This window comes from Priestia sp. USM5 (assembly GCF_058323215.1).
The window spans coordinates 1,564,489-1,579,243 of record NZ_JBSGKN010000001.1 but is presented as its reverse complement, the minus strand read 5'-3'; the positions used below and the strand labels follow the sequence as shown (position 1 = coordinate 1,579,243).

General features: G+C 38.3%; 17 protein-coding genes and 1 pseudogene. 8 read left to right on the top strand and 10 right to left on the bottom strand.

All coding sequences use genetic code 11. The annotated features are described in order from the left end of the window. Window positions 1–32: 32 nt before the first annotated feature. Window positions 33–575 (bottom strand): GNAT family N-acetyltransferase, encoded by a 543-nt coding sequence (locus ACWATA_RS08655; protein ID WP_473049764.1) that lies wholly within the window; start codon window positions 573–575, stop codon window positions 33–35. Between the two features lie 101 nt (window positions 576–676). Beyond that, window positions 677–1,090, bottom strand: a complete 414-nt coding sequence (locus tag ACWATA_RS08650; protein ID WP_033580565.1) for a hypothetical protein — start codon at window positions 1,088–1,090, stop codon at window positions 677–679. A 181-nt stretch (window positions 1,091–1,271) separates the two neighbouring features. On the opposite strand from ACWATA_RS08650, the gene ACWATA_RS08645 reads away from it, so the two are divergent. Beyond that, window positions 1,272–2,051, top strand: a complete 780-nt coding sequence (locus ACWATA_RS08645; protein ID WP_025751115.1) for an undecaprenyl-diphosphate phosphatase — start codon at window positions 1,272–1,274, stop codon at window positions 2,049–2,051. A 1-nt stretch (window position 2,052) separates the two neighbouring features. Then, on the top strand, window positions 2,053–2,391 hold the full coding sequence (locus tag ACWATA_RS08640) for a hypothetical protein (protein WP_034270308.1): 339 nt from the start codon (window positions 2,053–2,055) through the stop codon (window positions 2,389–2,391). Window positions 2,392–2,420: 29 nt separating this feature from the next. Here the strand turns inward: ACWATA_RS08640 and qoxD are convergent, their stop codons facing one another. From qoxD to ACWATA_RS08600, 8 genes are all read right to left on the bottom strand, one after another. Continuing rightward, the gene (qoxD, locus tag ACWATA_RS08635) at window positions 2,421–2,729 is read right to left on the bottom strand and encodes a cytochrome aa3 quinol oxidase subunit IV (protein WP_013057824.1); all 309 of its coding nucleotides are present in this window, start codon (window positions 2,727–2,729) and stop codon (window positions 2,421–2,423) included. A 3-nt stretch (window positions 2,730–2,732) separates the two neighbouring features. Further along, complete coding sequence (gene qoxC / locus ACWATA_RS08630; protein ID WP_013057825.1) at window positions 2,733–3,341, bottom strand: cytochrome aa3 quinol oxidase subunit III; 609 nt, start codon at window positions 3,339–3,341, stop codon at window positions 2,733–2,735. Next, window positions 3,341–5,284 (bottom strand): cytochrome aa3 quinol oxidase subunit I, encoded by a 1,944-nt coding sequence (qoxB, locus tag ACWATA_RS08625; RefSeq protein WP_013083896.1) that lies wholly within the window; start codon window positions 5,282–5,284, stop codon window positions 3,341–3,343. The genes qoxC and qoxB overlap by 1 nt, the downstream gene beginning before the upstream one ends. Window positions 5,285–5,330: 46 nt before the next feature. Next, on the bottom strand, window positions 5,331–6,284 hold the full coding sequence (gene qoxA, locus ACWATA_RS08620) for a cytochrome aa3 quinol oxidase subunit II (protein WP_013057827.1): 954 nt from the start codon (window positions 6,282–6,284) through the stop codon (window positions 5,331–5,333). Between the two features lie 566 nt (window positions 6,285–6,850). Further along, on the bottom strand, window positions 6,851–7,429 hold the full coding sequence (locus ACWATA_RS08615; RefSeq protein WP_033580562.1) for a hypothetical protein: 579 nt from the start codon (window positions 7,427–7,429) through the stop codon (window positions 6,851–6,853). A 307-nt stretch (window positions 7,430–7,736) separates the two neighbouring features. Next, the gene (locus tag ACWATA_RS08610; RefSeq protein ID WP_033580561.1) at window positions 7,737–8,084 is read right to left on the bottom strand and encodes a rhodanese-like domain-containing protein; all 348 of its coding nucleotides are present in this window, start codon (window positions 8,082–8,084) and stop codon (window positions 7,737–7,739) included. Between the two features lie 479 nt (window positions 8,085–8,563). Then, window positions 8,564–8,716, bottom strand: coding sequence for a hypothetical protein (locus tag ACWATA_RS08605; protein ID WP_176544739.1), 153 nt, complete (start codon window positions 8,714–8,716; stop codon window positions 8,564–8,566). Window positions 8,717–8,796: 80 nt separating this feature from the next. Then, entirely contained in the window at window positions 8,797–9,036 is a 240-nt protein-coding gene (locus ACWATA_RS08600) for a hypothetical protein (RefSeq protein ID WP_033580560.1), read from the bottom strand. Between the two features lie 187 nt (window positions 9,037–9,223). Between ACWATA_RS08600 and ACWATA_RS08595 the strand changes: the two genes are divergently transcribed. The 6 genes and pseudogenes from ACWATA_RS08595 to ACWATA_RS08570 all read left to right on the top strand — a co-directional run bounded on the left by ACWATA_RS08595 (window position 9,224) and on the right by ACWATA_RS08570 (window position 14,709). Continuing rightward, on the top strand, window positions 9,224–9,652 hold the full coding sequence (locus ACWATA_RS08595; protein ID WP_230624700.1) for a PAS domain-containing protein: 429 nt from the start codon (window positions 9,224–9,226) through the stop codon (window positions 9,650–9,652). A gap of 300 nt (window positions 9,653–9,952) precedes the next feature. Beyond that, window positions 9,953–10,312: an ArsR/SmtB family transcription factor gene (locus tag ACWATA_RS08590; RefSeq protein WP_028414427.1), complete on the top strand. Its 360-nt coding sequence runs from the start codon at window positions 9,953–9,955 to the stop codon at window positions 10,310–10,312. A 31-nt stretch (window positions 10,313–10,343) separates the two neighbouring features. Continuing rightward, window positions 10,344–12,902, top strand: coding sequence for a heavy metal translocating P-type ATPase (locus ACWATA_RS08585; protein ID WP_063247337.1), 2,559 nt, complete (start codon window positions 10,344–10,346; stop codon window positions 12,900–12,902). 58 nt (window positions 12,903–12,960) lie between these two features. After that, window positions 12,961–13,581 carry a class I SAM-dependent methyltransferase gene (locus ACWATA_RS08580; RefSeq protein WP_028414429.1) on the top strand — a complete coding sequence of 207 codons (621 nt, stop codon included), beginning with the start codon at window positions 12,961–12,963 and terminating at the stop codon, window positions 13,579–13,581. An 84-nt stretch (window positions 13,582–13,665) separates the two neighbouring features. Further along, window positions 13,666–14,172, top strand: a pseudogene (locus ACWATA_RS08575) (PCYCGC motif-containing (lipo)protein). Between the two features lie 219 nt (window positions 14,173–14,391). Next, window positions 14,392–14,709 (top strand): DUF3243 domain-containing protein, encoded by a 318-nt coding sequence (locus tag ACWATA_RS08570; protein WP_013083905.1) that lies wholly within the window; start codon window positions 14,392–14,394, stop codon window positions 14,707–14,709. Window positions 14,710–14,755 lie beyond the last annotated feature (46 nt).

Sequence of the window (14,755 nt, the reverse complement as noted above, 5' to 3'; positions counted from 1 at the left end):
TTGTTGGGAAGCTGGCTTTTCACTAGTAGATGTTAGCTTGATTTTTGATGCACATCACGCTGTGCCCATTCACTTTCTAGCATACTCATTTCAATTAAGCTCCAGTACTGTCCATCTACAAGCCGGACATCTCGAAGAAGGCCTTCGCGTGTAAAGCCAATTCGTTCATAAGACTGAATCGCCCGCTCGTTAAAATCAAAGACGCCGAGCGAAATTCGGTGAAGGCCCAGTTCTTCAAAACCGAAAGCTAACATTTTTTCAAACATGTGCGAGCAAAACCCTTTTCCTCTATACTTTTCACCAAGCAGCACTCGGCCAATTCTTCCTGTTTTATGATAATAATCAATATGAGCCAGGGAAATATGCCCAATAAGCTGTTCATTGTCATCTATGACAGAAAAAGCATAGGTAGAGGCACCATCTTCATTTGCATATCGAATATAGTGTTTTAACTGTCTAGGAGTAAGCGGAAAAGAAAAGCTAGAGCCGCTCCATTGCACCATAAATGACTCGGAGGGAATCCAATCCATTAGCTGTTTAAAGTCTTTTTTGGAGAACGGTCGTAGAGCTATCACATAATTCTCCCCCTTATTATTTCTGACTTTTCTAAATATATTACATTTATCATAATAAACTGTCAACTATCTATGTAAAAAAAAGCCATCATTTCGATGACTTATAGCTGTAATGCTTTTCTGAGAAGAGTTAAATCATGAGTAAATTCAAAAAAATAGGTTCTATTTTCATTGTCAAATACCATCATGATTGGTTTTTGGTTCGGTTCAAGAACAAAAATAACTTCACTTGCCAGCGTGTTGACCGCACTATTTTCAATTTTCACGGCTGGATCAAGAGGTACTTTAACAAGATAGCCTTTTTTAGGAAGCGGACTTGCCTTTTTATATAAACCAGTAATGGACGCAATACTTTTTTCGGCTTCTTTTTGAACATTTGGAGGTTTGGGCGTTGAACGAACGACTCTGCCCGTTTCAATTTGAAACACCTCTACTTTTGGCTGTTCAGCACTTACTGCTTGCGGAAAAATAAAAGCAGCGAATACGACGCATACAGCAACCCATTTTCGTATCATTTTAAGCACCTCTTTCCATAGTGGATGAGATGGAGATAAGAATGGTCGTCTCTTCTTATACTATGACCTATTTTTACGTATTTATTTCACTAAATGAATGCCTATACTTCCATGTTTTTGTCATGTTCTCAGAACTTCCTCTATACACTACTAATAAGGACACGCTGTATGAGGTGATAAGATGTCGTGGTTTGAAGCATTTATTTTGGGAATCATTCAGGGGCTTACAGAGTTTTTACCGATAAGCAGCACGGGGCATTTGTATTTAGGGCGCCACTTATTTGGCTTAGACGATGCGGGATTGTATTTAGATACGATGCTGCACATGGGCACTCTGCTTGCTGTGTTTGTCTTTTATAAGCGTGAGCTATGGCATATTATTCGGCATCCCTTTAGCAAGCTTACAGGGCTTTTAGTGATAGGAACGATCCCTGCAGTTGCAATTGGTCTTTTGTTTAAAGACTATTTTGACAGCATTTCTAAATCAGGCTTAACGATCGGCTGGGAATTTCTTGCGACGGGACTGCTGTTATGGTTTGGTGATTCCGTAAAAAATGGCTATAAAAAAATGGATCATATTTCATACGGAGATGCTTTTTTTATCGGCTCGTTTCAAGCAGCTGCGATATTCCCTGCTGTATCCAGGTCTGGCTTAACGATGGTAGCTGCGTTAATGCGAAAATTAGACCGTGAAACAGCCGCTTACTTTTCCTTTTTATTGTCGACTCCGGCCATTTGCGGAGCGGTGTTACTTCAGTTAAAAGATGTAGTCACAGGTGAAGTCGAGCAGCTCTCCGTTTTCTTTTTATTCGTCGCTACCCTTTCATCTGCTTTATTCGGTTATGTAGCGGTAAAATGGATGATCAATTATTTAAAGCATCATTCGTTAAAAACGTTTGCGATTTACGTTTGGATATTAGGTGCAGTCGTGCTTGTTTGTCAGTTTACGGGGGTGTTTTAAGATGAAGATAAAAGTCCGGACGCTTTTTTTAGTATTGTTTTTTGCCGGCATTTTAGTCGTGACAAGCTACGTTGATAACAATTCCCAGCAGTCGTTTGACAGCTTAGCTCACCTTTCACTTGATGGAGGAGCTGTTGAAACCTCTGCTGATGAAGACGCTGCGGAACAATTAAATATGTCGGTCAAAGAAGTTCATGTTAAAACAGAAAAAAGAGGCGGATACCGAATTGAAGTATACGAACAAGTAAATGTTTATAGAGATGATAAAGGAAAAGTAGTAAAAAAAGTAGCTACGGGAGAATATCAAACGTTGAAATATAAACTGAATGAAAAGAAATAAACCACTTACCGAAGTAAGTGGTTTTATTTTTAATGGTTAAAGTGAGCTGCAAGAATCCACAGTGTACCAACAACGATACAAAGTGCAATAAAGAAACTGTAAAGAATATTTGCAACCTGTACTTTACCATTTTCACTTTCAGTCATGTGCATGAACATTACTAGCTGCATTGCTGCTTGTAATAACGCTAGGATCATGATAAGAGTCATCGTAATGCTTCTTGATAGATCAGCTAGCACTACTAAACCAAGCGCTGCGAATGTTAAGGCTAGTGAAAGGATAAGCCCAAATACATGACTAAGCGGAAAACCTGCTTTTTGGCCTTGTTTATTTTCCATGTCTTATCCCACCAATCCGTTCAAGTATACAAGCGTGAAGATGAAGATCCATACAACATCAAGGAAATGCCAGTATAAACCGATAATAAATACTTTACGAGCAGTAACTGGTGTTAATCCTCGTCTTACTAATTGAATAATAATACTGATTGCCCAGAATACACCGACTGTTACGTGAAGACCGTGCGTTCCAAGTAGTGTAAAGAACCCTGATAAGAAGGCACTTGTTTGCATTGTTGCACCTTCGTGAACTGCGTACATGTAAAACTCACGAATTTCGTAGAAAAGGAATCCTCCACCAAGAACAAGTGTAATAACAAACCAAACTAAAAGTCCTTTTAAATCATTATTACGCATTTTAAAGATGGCAATTCCCATCGTGAAACTACTGAATAGTAGTAACAGCGTTTCGATCATAAAATCTTTAACAACGAACAGTTCTTCTGCAGTAGGGCCACCCGCTGTACGCGTATGGTACGTTAAGTACGTTACGAACAGCGTAGAGAACAACGCGATCTCGGCACCTAAGAAAATCCAGAATCCAAGGATATTCAGGCGACTTTGTTCTTCTTGGTATTCTAACGGCAATGATTTATCTAAATGTCCTGCCATTATTTGTCACCCCCTGTAATTCCTTCAACCTTCTTGATTTCATCTACTTTTACATAGAAGCCCGGATCATAATCAAATGAACGAGCAAGCATACAAGCAAAAATACCTGCTAATCCAACGATTGCCATTGGAATCCATTCAAATACTAAGCCAAATCCACCGATAAACCAGAAAATACCTGAGATAAACGGCACACCAGAGTTGCTTGGTAAGTGAATTGGTTTTAAGTCTTCTGCTTTAATTTCTGTTTCATTACGTTTTTTCATGTGCCAGAATGCATCCATTTCTTTCACATGAGGAATTACTGCAAAGTTGTAAGCTTGAACTGGTGATTTAGTCCACCACTCAAGTGTACGACCATCCCAAGGATCGTTTGCAGTGTCGCGTTTGTTTTTCCATGCACTGTATAATAAGTTAACTACTAATACGAAGAAGCCAAGACCCATTAAGAATGCACCGATTGTTGAAACTAAGTTTAATCCGTTCCAGCCAAGGTTGTCTGCATAAGTTTGCATACGACGAGTCATACCGTCTAAACCTAGGAAGAATTGTGGGAAGAAACATACGTTAAATCCAACAACAAAAATCCAGAATGAAATTTTTCCTAATTTTTCGTTCAACGTGTGACCGAAAATTTTCGGATACCAGAAGTATAAACCTGCGAAACAGCCAAACACTGTACCAGAGATTAATACATAGTGGAAGTGAGCGATTAGGAAGTAACTGTTATGATATTGATAATCGGCTGATGCCATCGCAAGCATAACCCCTGTTACCCCACCGATTACGAAGTTTGGAATAAACGCTAATGACCAAAGCATCGCAGTCGTAAATTTGATACGGCCTTTATACATTGTAAAGAGCCAGTTAAAGATTTTAACTCCGGTTGGTACGGCAATTAACATAGTTGTGATTGAGAAGAACGAGTTAACTGACGGTGAGTTACCCATTGTAAAGAAGTGATGCACCCATACAAGGTAACTTAAGAATGCGATACCGACCATTGATACTACCATTGCTTTATAACCGAATAAGTTCTTACGAGAATGTGTACTGATAACTTCTGAGAAGACACCGAATACCGGTAAAATAACGATATATACTTCAGGGTGACCCCAAATCCAGAATAAGTTAGCCCACATCATTGGAAGACCGCCGTTAGCCATTGTAAAGAAGGCTGTTCCGAATACACGGTCAAGTGTCATAAGTGCAAGCGCTACTGTTAATACAGGGAACGCGAAAATGATAATAATTGATGTGATGAAGATTGACCAAGTAAACATTGGCATTTTCATCATTGTCATGCCAGGGGCACGCATTTTTAAAATTGTTACAAAGAAGTTGATACCAGTCATTAATGTACCAGCACCAGCAATCTGTAGTGAAACGGCATAGAAGTTATTTCCGATACCCTCACTGAATTCTTTACCTGCAAGCGGGAAGTAACTTGTCCAACCTGCATCAGGAGCTCCTCCGATTACGAAAGAAAGGTTAAATAGCATTGCTCCCATAAAGAATGTCCAGAAACTGATTGCGTTTAAGAACGGATATGCTACGTCACGCGCACCAATTTGTAATGGAACGATTACGTTCATTAGTCCGATAATAAATGGCATTGCCATGAATAAGATCATGATAACACCGTGAGCCGTGAAGACTCCGTTGTAGTGATGTTCATCTAAAATGTTCATACCCGGGAATGCAAGCTGCATACGCATCATGATTCCATCAATTCCGCCGCGGAAAAGCATTAATACAGCTGAAAGGATGTACATGACACCGAGTCTTTTATGGTCAACTGTTGTTAACCATTCTGTCCATAACCATTTCCATTTCTTGAAATATGTTAAGACAAAAACGATACCGATGACCGTCATAGCGATTGCTGCGTCAGCAGCGTAAATCATAGGTTCGCCAGTGACGAAAAATTCATCTAGCTTCATTATGTCTTCCCCCAATCATTACGTTATTTAGTGTAATAAATGAATGTTATTCATGATTTGAGTGATCCATGTTTTCCATTTCTTCATTACTCGTTTTTTCGTCTTCTTTCATCTTGCTGTGATCATGTCCTGTACCACGTTCTAGCTCTTTGCCAGGAATGTATACATCTTTTGCATGGTCAATCCATTTTAAATGTGTACCGTTGTAAGTTTGACGACCAACAACGCCTGGGCTTAGGATTTGATCATATTTCTTTTCAGTCAATTTACCAGCTGTACCTTTTACGTCACTAACCCACTCTTTGAAGTCTTTGTCCGTTTGAGCTTGAACTTCGAACTGCATTTGAGTGAAATGTTCACCCGAGAAGTTAGCACTACGTCCCATATAAGAACCAGGCTTATCAGCTTCTAAGTATAATGGCATTGACATATTGTTCATCGAATATTTTTGTCCGCCAAGTTCTGGTACCCAGAATGAGTTCATAGGTCCTTGAGCCGTTAACTCAAATTTCACTGGCGTATCTGCTGGAATGTTTACGTAGTTAACCGTCTCGATATTTTGTTCCGGATAACTGAAAATCCATTTCCAGTTTGCAGATGTAACGTGAATCACGATTGGATCTTTATCCTTTGATTCTGCCGGTACTTCTTCTGCAGAGTAGATCGCTTTAACAGTTGGCACTGCTAATAGAATTAAGATGATGATTGGGAATGCTGTCCAAATAACCTCCATCTTTAAGTTACCTTCTTGCTCAGGTGGCTCATAGTCCATGTTTTCAGGTTTTTCACGATATTTGACAAGAACAAATATAAAAATAGCAAATACGACAACAACCACGATCAACATCATCCACATAGACCAAATGATTAAATCAGATTGCGTTTTTGCAACAGGACCTTGCGGGTTCAATACAGCAAGTTTTGAACAACCGCTCAAAAATACTAGTGAAAGCGCAGATAGTAAACCTACTAGCTTCCAAAATCCTTTTTTTGGTTTCACTTAAAACTCTCCTTTCTAACAACACATGATGCGAAGCCTATATTGATGAACATTCAAAATGCGCTATCTTTCGCTAGATAACGACATTTTTATACAGACTCTCTTCCCCCTTATTTGTAGGCCACTACTATTGTAATACAAAATGACATTTTTTTCGTCCCTTTTGCTTTATTTTTTTATATTAAAAATATTCTAATATAGTGACTGTACCAATAGGGTTAGAGTGCTTCAACCTTGCGATATTCTATCACATAATTTGGTATGAATAAATGTAAATAAAAGGATTCAGCTCCCATTTCTTAACTATTTCTTTAGGAATAACTGCAAAATTAGCTTTGCACGTTTGCTTCAACATTGATATATCAATACACATCGACATAATTGAATATTTTGTGACAAATTTTCAAAGAAAATGTGACGCCCTGTATGAAACTTATTTTGCCCGTTAATTCCCCTTTGTTTTGTAGCAAATATTTGATTTTTTTGCTTAAAATTCTTTCTTTCGAAAATATGAACAAAACGTGAATTTTTTTAAAAAGCTTTTTATTATAGAAAAAAGCCGCGTGTTATTCACGCAGCTCTTGATCCATAAATTCTTTAACCGTGATATCATCCCCTGCTTTATCTAGCAGCGTTGTCGTTGCTGGAAACGGATGTTTAATATGACTCGGTATTTTTTCATACAGCACAAAATAATCACTTTTTGGAACCGCGGCATCAATTGTATATGTATCGTGCACCAAAGCCGCCTTTACGCGCTCAATTTGTTTACTTCTATTTGTTCCTGTAAACAGCGCATATGTACCTTTATTTGTATGGATATCATCATAATCCACTAAATTGCTCATTTTGGTACTGACTTCAATACGCAGGCGTTTGTTCCATCCTTGCTTCAATACGGCCATTCCTTCTTTATCACCAGGTATGGAGAATAAGGCTATGTATGTATTAGAGTGATCAACCCGTTTAAAATCTTGCAGCGTAATCCTTGCAGAACCATCAATACTTTCTTTATGCTCCCAATTTCGCAAATGCTGCTGCACACTTTCAGCATTGTTTTCAATCGGATATCGAATCATCTCATACGCAACAATTACAACCGCTATACAAATGAACAGAAATAGCAACCGCTTTATCTTTCGCACATCTATTCACCTTCCTTAGCTTACTCCCCTTTTATGTAATTGCCTAAATTATAACTTCCTATTAAACCTCTGTCTATGCACTAGGAGAACTACGTTTTTTTTTACCACAAAAGGGATTTTTCAAACCTTTTGTCATAAAAATACGCTAAAAGACTCAGTAGCTGTTGAACCAAAAGAAACCGATCTCCACTCCCCTTCTTAATCCTTAAAGCAAAAAAAGATACCCATTTTGAAATGAGTATCGCTTAGCTTATCTATTATATCCTTCTATATCAAAGTCGTTTAAGGCTTATTTGCCGTTTTTTTATTATACACATCTTTCCGCACACATGTATCCTTTGACCTGATATCCATGTTTTTTGAGCTGCCGAATGCTTAAATTTCGGGAAATGCTGTCAGGAACAATTACGACCACTTCTTTATATGGAATTTCCTCATGCTGTCTCTCTAAATAAGGAAGCGGAATATGGATTGCTTTTTGACAGGGGTTTTGTTTCATTTCATGAAAATGACGAACATCTACATACGAAATCGTTGTAGAAGCACAGTCGACGGTCGTCACTTTCTTTATTCCCTGCACCGGCACATAGCGTTTATAAAAACTGTAACAAATTAATAAAAGTAAAATACCTATGCTCATATATAATATCGCCATGTTTTCCTCCCAACTAATTTCTATACCCCTGTATGTATACTATATTCAAAAGAAAGAATCAACACAGAAGTACTCTATCTCATTTCTCTCTGTAAGAAAAATGGTCTTTTTACACTTTATTATGAAACCACAATAAAGTGACGAAATCAATCATTATTTATTTTGATTTTTCGAAAGATTTAAATACTAGTAAACAGATCGTTTTTTCTTATTATAATGAAGAAACGCAGAATTTTTATCTTCATTTCCCCTTTTCTGTCCCGTTAAGGCTGAGGTTCGCTTATGAGTAATATAGTAGACCCAATGTTGCAAGAACGTCAGAAAAATGATTCTAAAAACGAAGGATGCGAGATAGGATAGTATGAACACGTGAAGCGAAAGACTATATTGTGATTGGCTCAGAAAAATACGAGTTAACTTAAAAATGCAATATACACAAAAAAGGAAAGCCTCGGAGACGAAAGCTTTCCTTTTATAGATTAATCTCCGTCAAGGTTTGCACGACAATTATTATGAGACAAAGAGGTACTTTGTGCTTCATGCTGTTTTTTCTCACCCTGCATTGTCATATTTTTTTCTTCCGTGCTCCCTTTAGCAATATGTTTAGTTTTCTTTCCTTGGTTTAATGTCATGTTCATTCCCCTTTCTGGTGGATATAGTGTATGAAAATAACTCACACGCCATAAGAGGAAATGATATGAAAAAGCCCCTCTTAAATTGAGTGAGCTTTCTGCCTAAAACTGCTTTTCCTTTTATTGCTGAATCCGCATGAAAGGATATTCTCTATTTTAAACGTTCGTTTCTCGTTCCTTAGTAAGCACCAAGCTTTTACGCTCTGAGGATCAATTTTATACACAATGATAAATCGCTGTGTCAAACATCCTTTATCATCCATATAAATAATTTCAACAGGTCGTTTCGAAGAGTAGCTTTCTTGAAGTAGCCGTTCCATAGAATTCGCTCCTTTAATTTTTAGTTTACCGAACACACGTTCCTTTTTCAAGTGTTTTAAACTGAATAATTCGGTAGCTTTTACAGCTTAAAACGGAGAAAAGAGTGGGAAAAATGATAAAAATCATACAAATATTAGGTAATTGTGATATGGTAAAAGAGATTACTTAAGTTGGGAGAGGTGCATGATGGAAAGTAACATACTTAAATGGATCCCCGTTCCTTACTTTCAATTAAATCAAGAAGGTGAAATCCTGCATTTTTCTAGTCAAGCACATTCTTATTTTTCTTCAGTCTCCAGTCTGTGGAGCATTATTCATAAAGACGACCGGAAACAAGCAATGTGGATGCTGTCACAGCACTCTTCATCTAACCCCATCATCAGGCATTTGCGTTTGAGAACGAGCGATGATACATTTGTGAATTTTAAATGCACGATTCATTGGAAAAATAATGTTGGTCATTTAGTATGCACCGAAAAGAAAAATGTCAAGGATCCATTAGATGTTGTATTATCTGCTCAATCCTATTTAGAAAACTCAGACAAGCGATTAAAAGAATCGGACAAGGTGTTAAATAATGCAGCAGATTTATTATTTAATCGATTAAAACGATAACCAAATGAACATAATTTGCGCTGTATTCGGTTATTTCTCTCATTTTTAAAAGTCATTGAAAGGCTACCTATAGGGGTGGCTTTTTGTTTTGTTCTACACGTAAAGTCATTCTCTTTTTGTCCGCACCATTTAGTCCAGAGTACATACACTAATAGGCATACTTTTCATATTTATTCTTTCTATATTTATGTTTTGCTCAGAAAAAAAGTCCGAATAATCAATAAATGTTTGAACATTTTTTTAAATTGGCATATATTATAAACAAACAATCATTTGAATGTTTGAATGAAGGAGGAAACTATGCCAAAAGACCGCTGTGATATTTATTGTTTTAACGAAGAAAAGGTGAATCGTATTAAGCCTTCTATCGATGTTGAAGCTGTTCAGGATATTTCTACGATGTTCAAAGCGTTGGGAGATGAAACGCGGCTGAAAATCGTATTAGCCCTTTATAAAGGTGAGGAATTATGTGTATGTGACGTAGCCAACATTGTAGGCTCTACGGTTGCTACTGCTTCTCATCACTTAAGACTGCTGCGAAATATAGGAATTGCCAATTATCGCAAAGAAGGAAAGTTAGCTTTTTATTCTTTAAGGGATGCACATATTAAACAAGTAATTGATATTATGTTTGCTAAAAAAGAAGATGTAACCATTTAAGTTTTTCTTACCGTATAGGGAGTGGGACACAATGAAACACGAAGATAAAAAACATCATCACCATACCGGAAGCTGCTGCAGCGGCCCTTCTTCATCAGAAATTGAGAACAGCCCCTGCTGCTCCTCTTCTTCAGAAGCCGCACCTACTGAAGAACCTTCTTCCTGTAGTACAAAGAGTCACGCACACAGTCACAGCTGCTGTTCAGATACAAGTGCGTTAACGACCGATAAAAGCCAGCATTCGTGCTGCAGCGATCACGATATAGCAACAGGCAGTGACATAGAAGAAACGGCTGAATACCGCGTGTATGGAATGGATTGTCCTTCTTGTGCTGCTACGATTGAAAAAAGTTTAAAAACGTTAAACGATATTCAACACGTAGCAATCAACTACAATACAGGAAAGCTTCAAGTGGCGGCGGCAAGTGAATCAGCTCTGTCACTCATTCCAAACTCAGTGGAAAGACTGGGCTTTAGTATTGAGCCTATTCAATCAAATAAGAAAATGAAAACGTATTTGATTGAAGGAATGGACTGTGCAGCTTGTGCAAACACGATTGTGAATCATTTAAAAACAGTTCCTGCTGTCAAAGACGTACGCGTTAACTTTTCAACGGGAAAAGCACAAATTGAACATGATAATGAAGCTGATGACATTATTAAAGAAGTATCTAAAGCTGGGTATACCGCTACTTTAGTGACCAGCAGCAGGCAGCCCGCTGAATCTCGGCACCATAAAGGCAAAAATGGTCCGATTATTTTTTCAGGTATTCTCATCGCACTAGGTTTTATCGGTTCTCATACAGGAATTGCTTCTTATATGACAACTGTACTGTACGCTATTGCCATGATTGTTAGCGGATATAAGCCGGCTAAAAGTGCTTATTACGGAATCAAAAGCCGTTCTTTAGACATGAATGTTTTAATGACCGTTGCAGCACTTGGAGCAGCTGTTATTGGTGAATGGCTTGAAGGTGCTACGGTCGTCTGGCTATTTGCTTTAGGTGTAGCTCTGCAAACAAGATCAATTGAACAAACAAGAAACTCGATACGAGGTTTGATGGATTTAGCTCCTTCTGAAGCATGGGTAAAGGAAAACGGGCAGCTGATTAAAAAAGCTGCGGAAGATATTTCAATTGGCAGCACGATTGTCGTAAAGCCAGGAGACCGAATTCCGCTCGATGGTGAAATTATAAACGGGGAATCCAGTATCAACCAAGCTCCTATTACAGGTGAATCTATTCCCGTTGATAAAGTAATGGGCGATGCTGTCTATGCCGGCACGATTAACGAAAGCGGATCGTTAGAAATTAAAGTAACAAAGCTAGTCGAAGATACGACCATTGCTAAAATCATTCATTTAGTGGAAGAAGCACAGGAGAAAAAAGCGCCGACTCAAGCATTTGTTGATAAATTTGCAACCATTTACACACCTATTGTCTTTATTTTAGCTTTATTCATTATGGTCATCCCTCCCCTGTTTGATGGTGCATGGAGCGAGTGGTTTTACAAAGGGCTTGAATTATTAGTTGTCGCTTGTCCATGCGCGCTAGTCATTTCGACTCCCGTCGCCATTGTATCTGCGATTGGAAACGCGGCGAAAAATGGTGTGCTCATTAAAGGCGGGACGTTTTTAGAAAAAGCCGGTGCAATCAATGCGATTGCTTTTGATAAAACAGGAACGCTAACAGAAGGCAAACCAGCCGTTTCAGAAGTTGTTTCCCTTGCTGCTGAAGAAAATCAGCTTTTAGCGATAACCAAAACGCTTGAAGATTATTCGAATCACCCTATTGCCCGCGCTATCGTGGATTATACTGCGGAGAAAAAAGTCGTTTCTTTACAAGGATCAAATTTTAAAATCCTTACGGGAAAAGGCGTGCAAGCAACAATTCAAGACACGGTTTATTACGCAGGTAATGCAAAATTATTCTCAGATTTAGGAACACCTCTAACACACTGCTGGTCTCAGATTGAAAAGCTTCAAAACGAAGGTAAAACGATTATTATTGTCGGAACAGCTAAAAGTGTTCTAGGCATTATTAGCGTAGCTGATACCATCAGACATACAACCATATCTGCTTTAGAAAGCCTTAAGCAAAACGGAATGCAGCAAATTGTGATGTTAACCGGTGATAACGAAGGAACAGCTAAAATGATTGCTTCTCAGTCTCGGGTAGACCGCTATTTCGCTGATTTGCTGCCTGAAGACAAAGTAAAGGCCATACAGCAGCTTCAACATGAAGGGTATCAAACGGCTATGGTTGGAGATGGAATTAACGATGCCCCTGCCCTTGCTACTGCTGATCTTGGCATTGCAATGGGCGGTGCTGGTACTGATACAGCCATGGAAACAGCTGATATTGTCCTGATGGCAGACAATTTAGAAAAGCTTCCTCATACAATGAAGCTAAGTCGCAAAGCGTTAGCTGTTATCAAACAAAACATTTGGTTTTCTATTATTGTTAAAGTCATTGCCTTAGCCTTTATCTTCCCAGGGTGGCTTACTCTGTGGATTGCCGTCTTAAGCGATACAGGAGCAGCGCTACTTGTTATTTTAAACAGCCTTCGCTTACTCAAAATGAAAAAATAAATGGAATCTATAAGCTTTCCAGCATGCGTTGGAAAGCTTATTTTTTAGGAGGGTTTACGTGAATAACCGCTGGAACCAATTTATTTATAAGTGCTGGGCCCCTTTTTATGATGTCTTTTTTAATAACGGGATGTTTTATCGAGCCAGAAAAAAAGTCTTTCAAGATGTCCCCTTTTCGTCTGAGCAGCGCATTTTATTTGTAGGTGTTGGAACGGGTGCCGATTTAGCTTTTATTCCTCATCAAGTAAATGTAACAGCCATCGACTATTCCAGTGAAATGCTTCAAAAAGCAAAAGATAAATACAAAAACCCGTCTATAACTTTCCACCAAATGGACGCTCAGCAGCTAACATTCGACTCTTTTTCGTTTGATGTTGTTGTAGCAAGCTTGATTCTTAGCGTAGTACCTGATGCAAAGCAAGCTTTAAAAGAAATGACAAGAGTAGTAAAGCCCAAGGGAACGATCCTGATTTTTGATAAATTTGAAACCAAAAAGAAATCCGCGGCTTTTCCTAAAAAAATATTCCGCCTCTTCGTAAAATTACTAGGAACAGATATTGGCCTCTCTTTTGAACATATGCTTGAAGCAAGCCGGGATCAGCTTATCTTGAAGGAAAATTCAAGCGTCATGTTGAAAGGTATGTATCGGAAAATTATTTTGCAGAAAGTTGATGAATGACTTCAAAGACGAATGATGTCTTTTTAACGTGATGGATGTACATATTATTTTCTATCTTTAATTGAAGAAAGGATGAACATTTTGATGATGAAATCAAAGGTCATACCAGTTGTCCTTGCAGCAGGCATGGTGTCCGGCTGTGGAAACGAAAGTAAAGAAATTTCAGCTAACAAACATACAGAAACAACACAACATGAAGAACATCAGCCGCACACATTAGGGGATAAATGAGAAGAAACAAAAAATAGTGAAACTCTCCCTTCCTTTCTGAGTGACAAGCCCGAAGATATGCAACTTATTTATGCAGCCGCTGCTAAGCATCAAACCTTACTAGAAAACATTCCTTGCTACTGCGGATGTGGAGAAGAAGCTAATCATCAAAACAACTACGACTGTTTTATCTTTGAAAACAAAGAAAACGGCGCAGTAACGTGGGATGATCACGGAACAAAATGCGGTGTCTGCTTAGAAATAGCGGCTCAAGCTGTAGTAGACTACAGCAAAGGCAAAAGCATCGAAGACATTCGTCAAGAAATTGATCATAAATATAAGGAAGGCTATGCCACGCCTACTCCTACGCCGGAAATATGATGCTTCAGTATAAAAATCATATAAAGACTTTGATTTCTTTATTCAAAGTCTTTTTTTGTCATTTTATTATTGGTTGATAAAATCTCGTTTGACCTCACCTTTTTAAGTCCTTGTAAAACGCCATCATGTAAAAATAACACATTTGGACGTTTATTTACTGAATCCTCAGGGAATATGCTTTCTAACACCCAAATATAACCATGAGAGGAGAAAAAATCTATGAGTAATTCTGTAGAAACAAATCATTCAGCAAAAGTTGAAGGAGCCATTAATTCTATGAGCGAGGAGAAAAAAGAGGATATTCTCTCTAGCTTCGAAGGATTTAAAAGTTATCTAGGGGACAAGGTCTCAAAAGGTGAAAAGTTAGGGATGAATGAGGAACAGCTGGCTAAAACAGCTCAGAAAGTAGCTGATTATCTCGCTAAGCATGAAGAGCCTCGCAATCGAGAGGAAAACCTGCTTCACGAACTGTGGAAAGTTGGAGACAAAGAACAGCAGCATCACCTTGCCCATATGCTTGTAAGATTAGTTCAATAATAAAAAAGATGACACGCTGCCGTGTCATCTTTTTTATTTACAGATA